Below are 14,706 nucleotides of genomic sequence, written 5' to 3' on the forward strand. Positions count from 1 at the left end.
AAAATAGCAAATTTTATTCCGTATTGCCAATATTATCTGCGGGTTCACCAAATTGTAATATGTATCCATTGTTGTCATAGATAGCAAATTCTCTCATTCCCCATTCAAAAGTTTCAATTTCATAGCAGACTTTGGCTTTTGTTTTAAGGTCTTCCCAAAGATCATCCACTTTATTTACATTGAAATAAAAAGAACCTGAAAACCCGATTGAAGTATTATTTTCGTGTTCATTAGGCTGAGAGAGCATAATGTACACTTCATCTTTTCGAAGAGAGGCCCACTGCCAGTCATCATTTCTGCCCATTAGTGTAAATCCAAGAACGTTCATATAAAATGCGATGGTTTCATCAAGGTTTTCTGTCCATAAAACAGGACGAAGTGTGGTAAATTGTATCATAATTCCTGTAATTCAAAGGCATCTTTATGGATCTTCATATTCAGGGAAACCCATGTTTCCTGATCAATTCTGGCTTCGCTTTTAACGTCGGGATCAAAAGCAAAACCTACTTTCTTATAACATTCTATAGCTCCTGTATTCCAGTCGTACACATTCAGTTCTGCGGTTTCTTTGTCAAAATGACTGAATCCATATTTCAGAAGCTCCTGCATTACCTTCTTTCCATAGCCTTTTCCTCTATTGTTTTCATCCCAGATCAGAACTCTTCCCAACAGGAATGTTTTTTCTTTTAGAAATATCTGTGCATGCCCGATTGTATTTCCCGACTGATCTGTAATTTTAAAAAGAGTTCTCTTTTCATCAGATAAGTCTGCATCAAGTTGTTCTTCTGTGAGAGGAAAACGGTATGCGGGGCCGGCAAACTGAAGGAGCATCCTTTCATCTTTTATTTTTGAAATCAGTTTTGGGGCATCTTCTATTGTAAAAAGGTGTAATGTGATCATTATTTATTTTTCTAAATATTCTTTTAAACTCTGTCCCAAAATCGTGTTCCAACCTTCTGTAAAGTTTTCTCTTGAAAAGCCTTCCCCTAAGTCTTTAAAGTTTTCAATATCTTCGTGGGTTAACTTTACCACCGTGTGTTCATTTTCTGGCTGTAATTCCCACGTTACAACGGTCTTCAGGTCTGAAAAATCAGGATAGGACCATGTGTGCTTTAATTTTTGATGGGGTATTATTTCTAAAATCTGTGCGTGGTGATGGTATTTATTCTCACCTCCGGGTTCATAGAAATTAAATTCCTTACCTGTTTCCAATACAAAATCCTGGATATCAAAATACCAGGATTTCATTTCTTTTTTATCGGTTAATGCTTTCCAGACTTTTTCAGCCGGAGCATTTATAGTGTACTGAACTGTGATGGGTGTGCTCATATGATGGATTTAATATGTTTAAATGTACACAATTTTATCCATAATATTTAACCACAAAAGTCACAAAAGTTTTTATCTACTAAATTATTTAAGTTTAAATTTCTACTCATGAGAAGTACACGTAAGCCTTTAAAATTCAGAATTTTCCTTTTGTAAACTTTTTATTCCTGCAAGTATTTTAACTTTTATCTTTTGTGACTTTTGCGGTTTATTTTGTAATTACCCATGTGAAAAACCAGTAATCTTGGCTTCATCAAAATCCAGCTGCATTTCAATGGTTCTCATCACATGATCATCGAATATCTTTTCTCTTTTCATTCTGTGCAATTCATTTCTCTGTGCCTGAATGATCTGTCGAAGGACATCTTTATTTTCATTGATAGCGGTTACATAATCTCCTGTGGAAGCCATGCATTGGGCTTTATCTGCCATCAGCATCATTTCATTTTCCAACTTGTGCTTTTGATGACGTACAAGGCTGTTGGTTACAGCTAATTCAGAAAAGTCATTATCCAGTTTGTGCAAAGCTGTTTCCTTTAGTTTGCGCATAAGGATTACTTCCTGTTTTTCTTCCGGCAGTTCACTTCCGGCATCCTGAATATTCAATAATTTCAAGATTGGACTCAGCAATAATCCTTGCCCTACCAGGGTAATCAATATAATAACGAAAGTTACAAATAAAATAATATTCCTATGCGGAAACGCTTCTCCGTTGGGTAAAAATGCAGGAATTGACAATGCGGCAGCCAGTGAAACGACTCCTCTCATTGCTGCAAAACTGATGATAAAAGGCTCTCTCCAATCCGGTTTGGGAACTTTTAATCTTAATTCTTTAGAGCAGATTCTTGGAAAATACATTAATGCATAACTATACAAAATTCTTGTTCCGATAATCGCTCCGCCAATCACTACACTGTAGAAAATACCTTCTGAAATGGTGTATTCTTGCATTCCCTCCACTACAATAGGAAGTTCAAGACCAATCAGGATAAAGATAATGGTATTCATCAGGAATATCAGTACGCTCCATACATTCCCGGACTGGATTCTGGAGGTATGGCTTAAATAGCAATGTGAGTTATAAGACATCAATAAACCTCCAACCACAACAGCCAACACTCCTGAAAAATGAAAATGCTCCGCTCCCACATACATAATGTAAGGTACGATAAGAGTAATAATGGTATCGATATTGGAATTGGTAGGAATAATCTTAAGCAATGCTCCAAAAAGAGATCCTACCGCCACTCCTACTGCAATTCCACCGATAGCCATTGTAAAGAAATCCTGAACGGCATCCCTCCAGATAAACTGTCCTGAAATAACGGCTGCCAGAGCAAATTTAAATACGATCAAACTGGATGCATCATTGATAAGGCTCTCGCCTTCCAGAATATTGGTAATTTTCTTAGGAATTTTCATATGCTTCAATACAGAAGTAGCAGCTACCGCATCCGGCGGAGAATTCACTCCTCCCAGCAAGAAGCCCATTGCCACGGTAAGTCCGGGAATAATGGAAGATGAAAGATAAGCAACGACTATGGACGTTAAGAATACCAATCCGAAAGCCATGGAAAAAATCTGTTTTCTCCATTTATGAAAATCCTGCCATGAGGTAAACCAGGCTGCCTCAAACAAAATAGGCGGCAGGAAAATAAGAAAAACAAGGTCAGGCTCTATTTCAATGCGCGGCATTCCCGGTACGAAGCTTATCAGTAATCCTGCAATAACAAGAAAAATAGGGTAAGCTACTTTTAATTTCTGGCCGATCATTACCAATATCATCACAGACAGCAGGACTGCAATGGATATTATAACATAGCTGTGAATCATTTTGAGTTAGTTTTTTTAAGTTTAAGTGTTATTTTTATTTGGAAAATTTCCCAAACCTTATAGGTTTTAGAAACCTATAAGGTTTAATTTAATCCAACGTTTAGACTTTATCTTTACAACCAGAAAGAATTAAAGCACGATATTATTCTTCGGAGTAATGGCTGGCGGAAGATCAGACTCATCCAGCATATCTCTCATATCGATTTCAATGGTACGGCTGATCTGGGTGATTGGCACATCGTTAGGACTTCCTTCAAATGGATTGACGGAAGCTTCTCCTACGTTGTCTAGCGTATGGAAACACCAGGTTACCAGTAAAGAAAATGGAATATTAAACCATAGTGTCCAGCCTTCTACCATTGTTCCTTCTCCTAATTTGTCAAATTCTTTCAATAATCCAAAAGGCACAAAAACAATAAAGAGAAGCAGAAGATAGGTGGTAATGGAAGAGAAATTTCTCGGATAGGGAAAATTTTTAATTCTTTCTGCTTTTCCCTGATCGTCGGTAAATTTCACCAGTTGCTGATTGATCTGTGTCCATTGGAAATCATTCAGTTCTCCTTTTTCATAAGCTTCGGACAAAGCTTTACTTTGCATTGCCATCAGTTGGGTCGCTCTGTTTTTTTTGCTTACAATGTACTGACGTTCAGATTCAGAAAGATATTTTTTCAATTCTTCGTCCAGTTGGGTCAGTCTCTCGGGAATGTCATATTTTTTAGCATATTCATCAAACTGATCTGATCCCATGTTTTCCCATGCCCTTGGCTCACGAAGCTGAAATCGCAATGCGGTAAGCCATGCATAATGACGAAGAAACATTTCTTTTACTTTACCCGGATCTTTTGAGAGTAATGCATCTCTGAGAATATATCCAAAGCTACGGCTGTCATTAATAATTGCTCCGTAGATCTGTCTGGCTTCCCACAGTCTGCTGTAGCTGGCATTGTTTTTAAATCCAACGATAAAGGCAACTGCTGTTCCCATAATCGCAATCGGCTGCCATGGAACTGAGAGAAATTTCCAGCCCATAAAATACAGAACTGTAGGGATCGCAGATAATACGACCAGTGCGTAAATACTCCGTCTGGTCCAGATAATGAACTCCCGGGCTCCGAATCTTTTTCCTGAATGCATAAGTGTTTATTTTATTGTGTTTATTATAATTTATTTTCAGATAATGGTTTACCTAAGAGCATTCAGTAACTGTTTTATTAGTTTTTGGTGAATGGGATATTATTATAAAAACCAATCTGAATCTGTCCGCGGTTTCTGTTCTCCTGAATCTGGTTCATATACCCGGCTTCAATTCTCATATTTTTGTTGATGACATATCCTAAGGCTCCGTAGACTCTGTTTCTATCGAAAACCGGATTATTGAAGTGAAGGAAAATCTCATTATATACTGATGCGTAAAGAGTCTTCGGCAGCATTTCCTTTTGAGTAATCGGAATATTTACTCCCAGCATATAACGGAATCTCATTCTGAAATCATCCTGAAGGAAACGTTCTTCCAAACGATAGCGGTGCTGAAGATAGAAACGTCCAAATTTTTGCTTGGTAATGTACTGTTGGAAAATCCGATGTTCAATATTTTCTTTTTTTTCACCGTTTACATAAGGTTGGCTGAGAATAAATCCGTATCCCAATAGGACATTGTTATTATTCTCTGTAAGATCATATCCGATCCCTGTACGGATCAGTAACTGTTCCAGATCTCCTACTGCATCGAAATTACGGTACTGAATTTCATTGTGCCAGTTCAGCTTCCTGCTGATTTTGTTATTTCCAAAATACATATACCATGCTCCCAGATCGTTTTTTTGAGCAAATGTCAAAATGGATCCCAAACCTAATACGGTGAACGCCAACTTCGTAAAAACCTTTCTCATGCTTGTCAATTACTATTATCTATCGTTTTTAACAAAATTAATATTTTAAATCAATAATAGCAAACTATATTTTATAAGTTAATATAAAGAAGTACGGATGCAATGGTCTGCATCCGTTTTTTGTAAAAGATTATCCTGGAACCTGTTCTGTCAGAACATCACTTTCGTTCCGGTCAAAATAAGTACAGGTCATTGCATGAAGATCCATTGTCCATCCATTGATTCCGTTTTCTGCACAGTCTTTACAGAAAGTCATATAATCTGTTCCTCCCTGCTGGTGAAGCTTCAGTCTTATTTTAAAATTATCAACGTTTAAATCATCGGAGATGGAAAGAAAATCATATTTGCTTCCTGTTTGTACAGATTGGCTTTCATGATTAAAGTACTCTGTATTTCCATCTGACACGTATGTTTTGTAGTGAGAAACATCCAATGTTTTCAGGGCTTGAATATATTGAGGGAAATCGGCACCGCTTTTTACTTTCTGATGCTCTGCTTTAATGTTTTCAAGGGTAAATTTCATTATTTTGTATTTCCTGATTTTATTATTTAAGGTTATAAAATTATTGCATTTTTAATAAACAAATTATCTGCATCTGCTTATAAAACAACAACTAATTTAGTCAGAAAATATAATTTTATTAATTTTTTAATGAAAACAACGGTATGGACATTTATTCGAATCTGTCTTTTAAATAATTCATATCGGCAATTTTACTTTCTATGGCATATACTACCAAGCCAGCCGTATTTTTGGCTCCTGTTTTCAGCAGTAAGTTGTTGCGGTGGCCTTCGACGGTTCTGGAGCTTATAAAAAGCTGATCGGCAATTTCAGAGGTGTTGTATTGTTTACAGATTAATTCCAATACTTCTTTTTCTCTTTTGGAAATATGATTGGCATCAAAAATACTGGAAATTTTCTTTTTATGCTCTGTAAGGTTTTGATGGAGGGCTTCCATGACCTCATTGTTATAAAAGAAACCTTTGCTGTGTACTTCCCGGATTGCCGTGAGCAATTCTGCAGGACTTGAGTTTTTTTTAAGAAAAGAGCATGCCCCGGACTGTATCATATTGACAATAAATGCTTTTGTGTTATAGCTCGTTAATGCAATAATTCTGATCTGAGGATATTTGATATGGATCTGTTTGGTAGCTTCTACTCCGTTAATTTCCGGCATATTAAGATCCATCAGGATAATATCAGGCAGTTCTTCCAGGGTTACAAGCTCATCCAGCAGCTCTTTACCGTTGCTGAAATCCCTTACCAGTTCAATATCTTTTTCTCTCTGTATCAACAATGAAATTCCCTGACGAAAGAGTGCTTCATCGTCTACAATTATTACACGAATTATGTCCTTTTCCATCTTATAATGATTTAAAATGTAAATTCTACAGTGATTCCTTTATTGTTTTCACTTTCAATCTTTAGTGTTCCATTGATCAGTTCTACCCTGCTTCTGATATTTCTCAAGCCTAATCCTTCTTTCAAAGTATTTTCATTCAGATTAAATCCTTTACCATCGTCTTTATAGATGCAGGTATTTTTTCCGTTTTTTCCTAAAAATTCTATATCAATATGCGTACTTTCCCCGTGTTTAATGGAATTGTTAATGAGCTCCTGAAGTATTCTAAAGATATGCAAATTTTTCTCTTCTTCTGCTTTTGCAAAGTACAGGCTATTAGAATAAGTCACCTGCAGGGTTTTGGACAGGTTAATTTCTGAGCATAATGCATCTATTGCAGCATGAAGTCCAAACTTTTCTAAAATCGGAGGAAGGAGATCATGTGAGATTTGTCTGGCACTTTCCGCAGTTTTGTTGACGAGATGTATTATTTTATTTTTCAGATCATTATATTCTTCTCTGGTCAAATTATCAAAATCCAAAAGATGAATATTTAAAGAAACCACACTGAGTTTTGAACTGATATCATCATGCAGATCCTGGGCTATTCTCAGTCTCTCTTTTTCCTGGGCACTGATAATGGCATGGGTAAGATCTTTCTCGTATCTGACCTCCAGCTCCTTTTTCTGAATAAGATTTCTTGTTATTTTCTTATTTGAAAAGTAATAAAATATGATCAGGGTAACAGCCAGTAAGGTAAAGGCCAGAAAGGTATAAACGATGGTGGAAATAATTGTATTCTCATTCATTTTGTAAAATCATAACAGTAATTACACATTTTTTTTACGGGTAGACAGATATTCTATCAGAATAAAGATCTGGTACACAATAAACATGACAACATTGAATACCCAAATCTCTTTATGCAGTTTTCTGTTCATGACCGTATACAGATTCCCGGACAAAAATATTACGGTACTGCTTATCAGATAAAGTAAAAGTCCCAGGCTTATATAATTGTATTTCTTTTTGGTATCCAGTATATTATACAAATGCAATAATGCCAGAATTATAATAGAATAAGACGTGACAAAAATTTCAAAAAGATTAAAAACATAATACTTTTCCGGATATATTATATACTGTATAACAAGAACAACAGGAATGATAATTAAAAGTGTACGTGCTGTTTTTTTCTGGTATTTTTCCGTTATAATCTCATGGAAGAATAATCCCAGTAATAAAAACTGGCCTATCAGATAATAATGTGAGAAAAACAGATTATTAATCTTCTGTGAATTCAATACATAGAAAACAATTTCACATACTAATATCCAGGCCAAATAGCCGATGAAGAATGTATAGGCTTTTCCTCTTCCGGAAAAGCCTATACAGTATACTGCCAGATTAATCAGCAGAATGCCTTTTCCAATTAACGACAATATTTCAATCCAGTGATCCAATGATCTCCAGTTTTCAGATTACAGGTTCCACCATTTTGCAGTGGAGCATACGCTTGGACAAGGTGTGGTCATGTCATACACATAATCTCCTTTATCATAGTCTACAATATCATTGTTATCTGCATCTACGCCTACCAGAAGAAATTTAAATTCGCCTTCATCGGTAATTGCATTATAACCCCGGTATCTCGCAAATCCTTTGTCGTCAATAAAAATATCATGAACATCCTTTGCCGGAATAAGGTGAGCCCGGATAGAGGTTCCATCGATAATTTTTGTATTCTGCCAATTACTGATCCATTTTTTAGCATCATCTAATAAGACTGCATGTTTAGGTAGTTCCATAGTTTTTCTCGTTTTAAATTATATAATAGGTTTAGAATAAAGTTACTGTAGCTACACATTACAAGTTATGAAAAAAAACTAACCATACTGTGAAATACATCCATTTTAATTAACATAATATTGCTTTTTCAAAATTATAATAATAAAAACCAAAGAAATTGCGTATTTCTACGTGTTTTTCAATTCGGTCTTTAATACGCTGTTGCCACTTTATATTTCTAAGTTACTTTGTGGTATCCTTTACAGAAAAGTCTCGTGAGCATTTCAACAATACAGGAAGCTTATGGTCTTCTGCAAACATTAAAAATCTGTATCATGAAAAAAATTATCTTTTTTGTATTTTTTGCTTTATTAAGCAATATGGCAGCGCTCAATGCACAGATAACCACGGTAACTTTTGAAACGTCATCCGGCGGCAGCACAAGCTTTACCAGCAATGGATATACATTCAATATTGTTTCACAGGCCGGAACTTTCAGAATTCAAAGTAATTATCCAAACACCGGCTGGAATGGAACAGCTAATGACAATGTCTACATCGACAACACAGGAACTACCAATATCAATGCTCCTTCTTTTAGTGTTAAAAGCAATTCTGCATTCACGGTATCAAAATTTTGGGTATTCTTAAGCAATACTTCTTTAAATCAGTCAGCCTCATCAGGAACACTGATCATTACAGGAAAAGCAGGAGGAGTTACAAAGTTTACTACCACAAAAACATCAGGATTTAACACAACATTCAATGCAACAGTGGGAACAACAGGTATTAACAACGGATTTACCCTGATTGATCTTGCTACTTTAAACAATCAAAACAATAGCAATACTATCATTGATGAACTTCAGCTGCAATCCACCGGAGGATACGTTTATATGTGCCTGGATGCATTGACATGGACAAAAATTTCCACATTGGGAACTTTAGAAAATTCCCTTAAGGGCAAAGTGAATATTTATCCAAATCCAACTACTGGTATCTTCTATATGGATGACCTGAAGAAAAATGAAAAAATTTCCTTATACGACCAGTCTGGAAAACTTATGAAATCTGCAGCAGCTGAAAAAGGGAAAAACAGATTCGACATTAGTGAACTTCCTGACGGAATTTATCTCATCACAACAGAATCAGGAAGCTACAAAATCATTAAAAAGAAATAAAAACATTGAAACTTACAATACATAAAAAACCGACAGGAGTCTGCCGGTTTTTTCAATATTTTGATTACAAGGATCAATTTTATGGGTGTTGCTGCATTTTAGCGGGATCATCATAGTTTACCATCCAGTTGATTCCGAATTTATCACTAAACATTCCGAAATAAGCGCCCCAAAAAGTATCTGCCATAGGCATTGTTACCTGCCCTCCTGCAGAAAGACCACCAAATAATTTGTCTGCTTCTTCTTTAGATTCAGCGTTCACAGAAATAGAGAAATTATTTCCTGCCTTGAAGTTGGAAGACCATTCTCCTCCTGTATCACTTCCCATCAAAATTGTTTCTTTAGAGATCGGAAGTGCAACGTGCATGATTTTGTTTTTGTCTTCTTCAGGCATTTCTTTTCCTTCCATTGGAGGCATTTCTCCGAATGTTCCGATGTAAGGATATTCTCCTCCGAAAACAGATTTATAAAAATCGAATGCTTCTTTGCAGTTTCCGTTGAATGTCAGGTAAACGTTTACTGTTGCCATAATTGTTTTGTTTTTTTAAGTTTAGTTTATTTTTATTGAGGTTTTTCAGATAGTGCTTTCAATCTTGAAAGCCCCTTCTGGTAATCTTTTCCAATGGCATTCTCCATGTTCATAAACAACTTCATCAAAGTAAACGGATAAGGAATCTGTGATGTAAATCCCCATGTTGCCTTACTTCCGCTTCCTTCCGGAACTACTATTACATAAGCATTTGCTTCACTTTCATAGGGCGTAAGGAATTTGATTTTCGTATCTATCCTTTTCCCTGCTTCATCTACTTTTTCTAATTCCTGACAACCTTTTCCTGCACTTTTATTTTTACTGTCCCAGCAAACTTTCTCTCCAGGCTGTCCGGTTATTCCAGTCCAGTCTTTTTTCATCCGTGGATCAAGATCATTCCACGGGCTCCATTGATCCATAGCTTTGAGGGTATTGGTGTTTTGCCATACTTTTTCTACCGGTGCGTTGATAGAAACCGACTTTTCATATTTGCAGTCTCCTGAAACAAAAGCAGCCCAAACCAACAAAATGATTAGTAATGTAGCTAAAAGTAAAATAATTCTTTTAAATGTTCTCATCATAAATGTGTTTTAATTATTATCTGTTATCTGTGCTGATCTATAAGAATCATATTTCCATCAGGATCTTTCAGATAGATATGCTCGGGTCCTGAAGTAGTTTCATCGGCTTCTTTTCCAATTTCTACTCCATTTTCTTTTAATCTTCTCTGAATTTCACGCACATCATCAAAAGATTCCAGATTCTGTGCATTTTCGTTCCATCCCGGATTGAAAGTAAGCATATTTCCATCAAACATCGCCTGAAAAAGGCCTATCAGAGTAGAACCGTTTTTCATGATCAGATAATTTTGTGCTTCCGTTCCTGCCATGGTGGTGAACCCAAGTTTCTCGTAGAAGTCTTTGGATTTTTGAAGATCTTTTACACTTAAGCTGATTGAAAAAGCTCCTAATTTCATATTTTAATTGTTTTTAAAGCGAGTTGATGTCCTACGAAAACCAGTCCCCAAACGAAAATTCCCAGAATCCAGAACCAGATTGGAGAAGGCAAGGAAATCATCATGTAAATAGTCATCAACAGGAAAATAACTCCACAGATTACGGCAGATGTACTTTTCCCGTTATTTGAAATTTTTGAAGCCGTAAATCCTGAAACTATTGCTGCCAGAGCATACGCAATGATGACAAAAAACAGAGCCATAAAAGGGGCTTGATCCACATACTCTTTCAAAGCCTCCATATCTCCGGCTGCAGCTTCTGCCGGAGGTGGATAGAGTGCGTGTCCTATTTTTTCCACTACAGTAATACAAATCGATCCTACGATAAGACCAGCCAACACGGCCAATATTCTTCTCAGCATGGCTACTGGTTTTTTAATTGGGTTTTAAATGCTATACTTCCGTCATAGCTTTTCCAGTCACCTGTAAGTTCAATGTACTGCTCTTCAATTTTCTCTGTTTTCCTATTCCATTTGAAATGATAGATAAACTTTCCTGTAAAAAGTCCGGAATGTTTTCCTTTATTTTCTTCCGCCAGTTCATATTCGCCGTAGACTGTTCCCTGTTTTTTGGAATCTTTATATTTTGAAATGGTAATTTTTCCTTCAAATTTCGCATAATTGGTATCCACAAGAGAGTATCCTGAAACGAAATATTCCTGGTCATTCTTTTTATTCTGTTCAGAAATATTGATCTTCAGTTTCAGTTCCTGCCCTTTGTTTCCAATAGTTCCTATATAAGGTTTACTGTTGTTCAGCCAGGTATTTGAGATATCCGGCATCTGCCCTAATGCAAAATTGGCGGTCAGAATGAGGAGAAGTAAAATTTTTTTCATATTGTGTGATTTTTTATACGCCAAATTGTGCCAGATGGTGGTTCAAATGTTTGGCAAACATATTATTCCATTCCTGAGAATTCAGTTTTCCGAAAGAAAAAGATTCCTTACCATCAAAAGCATCCGCTCCTAACTGTTGTGTCTTTTGAATGAACCCGATCAGTCTTGTTTTTTCTTCATGAAAGTTCTTTCTTGTGGTAATCAAAAACTGTGGTGCGGTAGGAGAATCCCTCGGATATGCTTTTTCTCCTACTACTTTAGGTTTTACGAAAGTTTTTAGTATAAATTTTGCAATCGCTCCCGGCTTTTTGTGTTTTTCCGGCTCGTAGATCATTTCATAAGTAATACAACAGTGCGCCAGCATCTGGTCTACTGTCATTTTCCCCCACAAACCGTGAGTATCCTCCACCAATCTGTTGATCCTATCTATATAGTTTTGAGCATCTTTTGCATCAAATACATTTTCCATATAATTTCTATTTAACTATGGACAAATATATCAGTTTTTTTGTTTTATTTTATCGTTGGCTGAAAAAATTGAGCGTGGATAGTCTCGGGATTCGAGTTACGGGGTTACGAGTTGGTAATGGTGAGTTTGTGATAGGTAAAGCCCAGGTAAAAGAGAATGATTTCTGCACTACTATTCTAAATTGTTTAGAACAAATGCTGAAATCAATAACCAATATAACATCAATAGGCAACTAAACCATCCATTACAAACTACTCGCTATCCTCCGGAGAAGTATTCTCTACTGCAATTTCCTGTGGTGCAGATTTTTTGAATATAAACCAAAGTTTGATCTTTAAAGCAATCCATCCTATAATCGCATATATTACTAAAAGGATGCTCAGGTGCTTCAGGTAAGGGAATGTAAGTTCCACGGAACCTTTTTGAATCAATAAAATTTTGAAAGCCTGTAAAAAAGGGGTTAACGGAATAATATTCGCGATAAACTGAACGAAAGCAGGCATTGCATTTAAAGGCCATGTAAAACCACTGATAATAAAAGCCGGTGAAGCAATAACCATAAGAATCTGTGTCGCCTTCAAAGCATCCGGAATCAGAATACTAATGAATACTCCCAGAAACGAAACCGATCCTACAAATACGGCTGTCAGCAATATAAAATTGAGTATTCCTTCCGGCATCGGAACATGGAAAATCATGTGCATAAAGTAGTAAATACCGACAATGAGAATAGAAAACACCCAGATTGGAATGACTTTTATAAGCATGGTTGGGAAAGCCCACTTTTTCATTTTAAGATATTCTTTCACAAAAGATCCTCTTTCGAATTCGGCAGCAAAACTCACTGCCATTGCCAAGAGAATGACTTGCTGTAAAACCACTGCCAGCATGGCGGGCCACATGAAGATCAGATAATTTCCAGTAGTGTTAAAGAGGGTAATATAATTGGCTTTGAAAGGTTCATACTGTGTGGCAGCTTTTACAGCAGGCATTCCAGCTTTCTGAAGGGCTTTAATGGAAGCTCCTGCAGAAAATGTCCCTATGGTCAGCTGAAGTGCTTTGGAAGCAAAATTGGCCGTTAACACATTTCCTGTATTGATATACACATTCATTTCAGGATATTTTTTCTGCAGCATATCTCCTTCAAATCTTGAGGGAATAATGACCACAGCAGCTGCCTCATGCCTGATCACCTCATCTTTGATGCTGAGAGGCTCCTGCAGATATCTGATAATTTTAATGCTTTTATTATCATCCAGCATTTCCGTCAATTGGTTGGATAAAGGGGTATTGTCTCTGTCAACAACCAAAACAGGGGTATTTTCAACCTTTCCGCTTTTATAGACAAACCCCAGCAAGGTGGCATAGAAGACCGGTGCCAAAAAGAACACTGTCCTTAAGGTGGAATTGCCGATAAAAAGTTTGAACTCACGTTTCAAAAGACGGAAAAATTCTTTCATCTGTATATTTTTATAGGTGGAAGAACGAAATGAAATTCAATAGAAGATCTATATGTTCTTTTTCAATTTATTTCAGGATTACATTGGCATTGACTAAAATATTTTTAGCCTTATTCATGTCTTTAGGTTTTACTTTGATCTCGTAGATTGCATCCTGTAACTGATAATCCGGATAGGCTGTCGTGATATCTGCATATTTTGTAAGCTGTTTGATGTACACGATATTTCCTGTCAGAGTTTCTTTGTTATAAACTACCTGCATGGTCACCTCCTGCCCTTTTTTGTATTTTGAAATAGCACTTTCAGGAATGGTAAATCTGAAATAAGTACTTTCCGGAATATATCCGTTAAACAGAGCAAAACCTGCTGTTGCCAGTTCGCCTGTATTGAGGCTGATGGTTTCGATCTCCATATCGTTGGTAGCGATTATATATCTTTCGGAATAAGCGACATTGGCTTCCTGTAAAGCTCCTTTGGCCTGTGAAGCCTGCCCTGCTGCCATCTCTACTTTCTCGAATCGGGTACCTCTGTTTACATCATCCAGTTCTGCCACTACCGCATCATATTGTGCCTTCGCTCCCTGTAATTTCGCATAAATTTCGTCATGAGCCTGTGGCGACATTAAACTGTCACGAAACATATTATTAGCTCTTTTATAAGATTTCTGAGCAAATTCATACTGTTCCTTAAGTCCTTTATACTTAGCCTGAAGCTGTCTCAGCTGGTCGGCTGTAGCTCCGTTTTTTGCCATTTGTTCCTGAGCTGTAGCAGCATTTACGGCACCTTGTGCCTGTGCTATTTTTGCGGACACTTCCGGAACATCAAGCTGAGCCAGCGTATCTCCTTTCTTCACAGTCTGGCCCTCGGAAACATATATTTTCAGAATCCTTCCGGTAACTTTAGGGGCAAAAGAGATCACATCCTTTTTGGTTTTTCCTTCCGGTTCTTTGATTTTTTCATTTTTTTTGTCACAGCTCCCCAATAAAAACAGAGCAGCGAAGAGTATAGATATATTTTTATGCATCATTTAAATTT

20 protein-coding genes are annotated in these 14,706 nt (G+C 36.6%); 1 reads left to right on the plus strand and 19 read right to left on the minus strand.

What is annotated here, in order from left to right; all coding sequences use genetic code 11:
- Positions 1–13: 13 nt before the first annotated feature.
- The 11 genes from J2786_RS08850 to J2786_RS08900 all read right to left on the minus strand — a co-directional run bounded on the left by J2786_RS08850 (position 14) and on the right by J2786_RS08900 (position 8,202).
- Positions 14–397 carry a VOC family protein gene (locus tag J2786_RS08850; RefSeq protein WP_047433615.1) on the minus strand — a complete coding sequence of 128 codons (384 nt, stop codon included), beginning with the start codon at positions 395–397 and terminating at the stop codon, positions 14–16.
- Positions 394–900, minus strand: coding sequence for a GNAT family N-acetyltransferase (locus J2786_RS08855; RefSeq protein ID WP_047433616.1), 507 nt, complete (start codon positions 898–900; stop codon positions 394–396). Before J2786_RS08855 ends, J2786_RS08850 begins: the two co-directional genes overlap by 4 nt.
- Positions 901–903: 3 nt before the next feature.
- On the minus strand, positions 904–1,329 hold the full coding sequence (locus J2786_RS08860) for an SRPBCC family protein (RefSeq protein WP_047433617.1): 426 nt from the start codon (positions 1,327–1,329) through the stop codon (positions 904–906).
- A gap of 219 nt (positions 1,330–1,548) precedes the next feature.
- Positions 1,549–3,162, minus strand: a complete 1,614-nt coding sequence (locus tag J2786_RS08865) for a Na+/H+ antiporter (protein ID WP_047433618.1) — start codon at positions 3,160–3,162, stop codon at positions 1,549–1,551.
- Between the two features lie 129 nt (positions 3,163–3,291).
- Complete coding sequence (locus J2786_RS08870) at positions 3,292–4,296, minus strand: bestrophin family protein (RefSeq protein WP_047433619.1); 1,005 nt, start codon at positions 4,294–4,296, stop codon at positions 3,292–3,294.
- 77 nt (positions 4,297–4,373) lie between these two features.
- Positions 4,374–5,051 carry a DUF2490 domain-containing protein gene (locus J2786_RS08875; RefSeq protein ID WP_052187092.1) on the minus strand — a complete coding sequence of 226 codons (678 nt, stop codon included), beginning with the start codon at positions 5,049–5,051 and terminating at the stop codon, positions 4,374–4,376.
- 130 nt (positions 5,052–5,181) lie between these two features.
- Positions 5,182–5,574, minus strand: coding sequence for a DUF1398 domain-containing protein (locus tag J2786_RS08880; RefSeq protein WP_047433620.1), 393 nt, complete (start codon positions 5,572–5,574; stop codon positions 5,182–5,184).
- Positions 5,575–5,725: 151 nt separating this feature from the next.
- Complete coding sequence (locus J2786_RS08885) at positions 5,726–6,415, minus strand: response regulator transcription factor (RefSeq protein WP_047433621.1); 690 nt, start codon at positions 6,413–6,415, stop codon at positions 5,726–5,728.
- 11 nt (positions 6,416–6,426) lie between these two features.
- The gene (locus J2786_RS08890; RefSeq protein ID WP_047433622.1) at positions 6,427–7,203 is read right to left on the minus strand and encodes a sensor histidine kinase; all 777 of its coding nucleotides are present in this window, start codon (positions 7,201–7,203) and stop codon (positions 6,427–6,429) included.
- A 21-nt stretch (positions 7,204–7,224) separates the two neighbouring features.
- Entirely contained in the window at positions 7,225–7,857 is a 633-nt protein-coding gene (locus J2786_RS08895; RefSeq protein ID WP_052187093.1) for a hypothetical protein, read from the minus strand.
- Between the two features lie 18 nt (positions 7,858–7,875).
- A complete protein-coding gene (locus tag J2786_RS08900) occupies positions 7,876–8,202 on the minus strand; it encodes a hypothetical protein (RefSeq protein WP_047433623.1) in 327 nt (108 codons plus the stop codon).
- Positions 8,203–8,517: 315 nt separating this feature from the next.
- Here J2786_RS08900 and J2786_RS08905 point away from each other — a divergent pair, with 315 nt between their 5' ends.
- Positions 8,518–9,363, plus strand: a complete 846-nt coding sequence (locus J2786_RS08905) for a T9SS type A sorting domain-containing protein (protein ID WP_156121530.1) — start codon at positions 8,518–8,520, stop codon at positions 9,361–9,363.
- Between the two features lie 79 nt (positions 9,364–9,442).
- Here the strand turns inward: J2786_RS08905 and J2786_RS08910 are convergent, their stop codons facing one another.
- The 8 genes from J2786_RS08910 to J2786_RS08945 form a co-directional block, all read right to left on the minus strand.
- Positions 9,443–9,892 carry a VOC family protein gene (locus tag J2786_RS08910; RefSeq protein ID WP_047433624.1) on the minus strand — a complete coding sequence of 150 codons (450 nt, stop codon included), beginning with the start codon at positions 9,890–9,892 and terminating at the stop codon, positions 9,443–9,445.
- Between the two features lie 32 nt (positions 9,893–9,924).
- Positions 9,925–10,473 carry an SRPBCC family protein gene (locus J2786_RS08915; protein ID WP_226798660.1) on the minus strand — a complete coding sequence of 183 codons (549 nt, stop codon included), beginning with the start codon at positions 10,471–10,473 and terminating at the stop codon, positions 9,925–9,927.
- A 23-nt stretch (positions 10,474–10,496) separates the two neighbouring features.
- Positions 10,497–10,868 carry a VOC family protein gene (locus J2786_RS08920; protein WP_047433626.1) on the minus strand — a complete coding sequence of 124 codons (372 nt, stop codon included), beginning with the start codon at positions 10,866–10,868 and terminating at the stop codon, positions 10,497–10,499.
- Positions 10,865–11,269, minus strand: a complete 405-nt coding sequence (locus J2786_RS08925; RefSeq protein ID WP_047433627.1) for a hypothetical protein — start codon at positions 11,267–11,269, stop codon at positions 10,865–10,867. Before J2786_RS08925 ends, J2786_RS08920 begins: the two co-directional genes overlap by 4 nt.
- 2 nt (positions 11,270–11,271) lie before the next feature.
- Entirely contained in the window at positions 11,272–11,742 is a 471-nt protein-coding gene (locus J2786_RS08930) for a hypothetical protein (protein ID WP_047435836.1), read from the minus strand.
- A gap of 13 nt (positions 11,743–11,755) precedes the next feature.
- Complete coding sequence (locus J2786_RS08935) at positions 11,756–12,211, minus strand: DUF1569 domain-containing protein (protein WP_034699611.1); 456 nt, start codon at positions 12,209–12,211, stop codon at positions 11,756–11,758.
- 251 nt (positions 12,212–12,462) lie between these two features.
- Positions 12,463–13,671 carry an ABC transporter permease gene (locus J2786_RS08940; protein ID WP_047433629.1) on the minus strand — a complete coding sequence of 403 codons (1,209 nt, stop codon included), beginning with the start codon at positions 13,669–13,671 and terminating at the stop codon, positions 12,463–12,465.
- 67 nt (positions 13,672–13,738) lie between these two features.
- A complete protein-coding gene (locus J2786_RS08945) occupies positions 13,739–14,695 on the minus strand; it encodes an HlyD family secretion protein (protein WP_047435837.1) in 957 nt (318 codons plus the stop codon).
- Between the last annotated feature and the right edge of the window lie 11 nt (positions 14,696–14,706).

The organism is Chryseobacterium vietnamense (assembly GCF_031454475.1).
In the GTDB taxonomy this organism is placed as follows: domain Bacteria; phylum Bacteroidota; class Bacteroidia; order Flavobacteriales; family Weeksellaceae; genus Chryseobacterium; species Chryseobacterium vietnamense.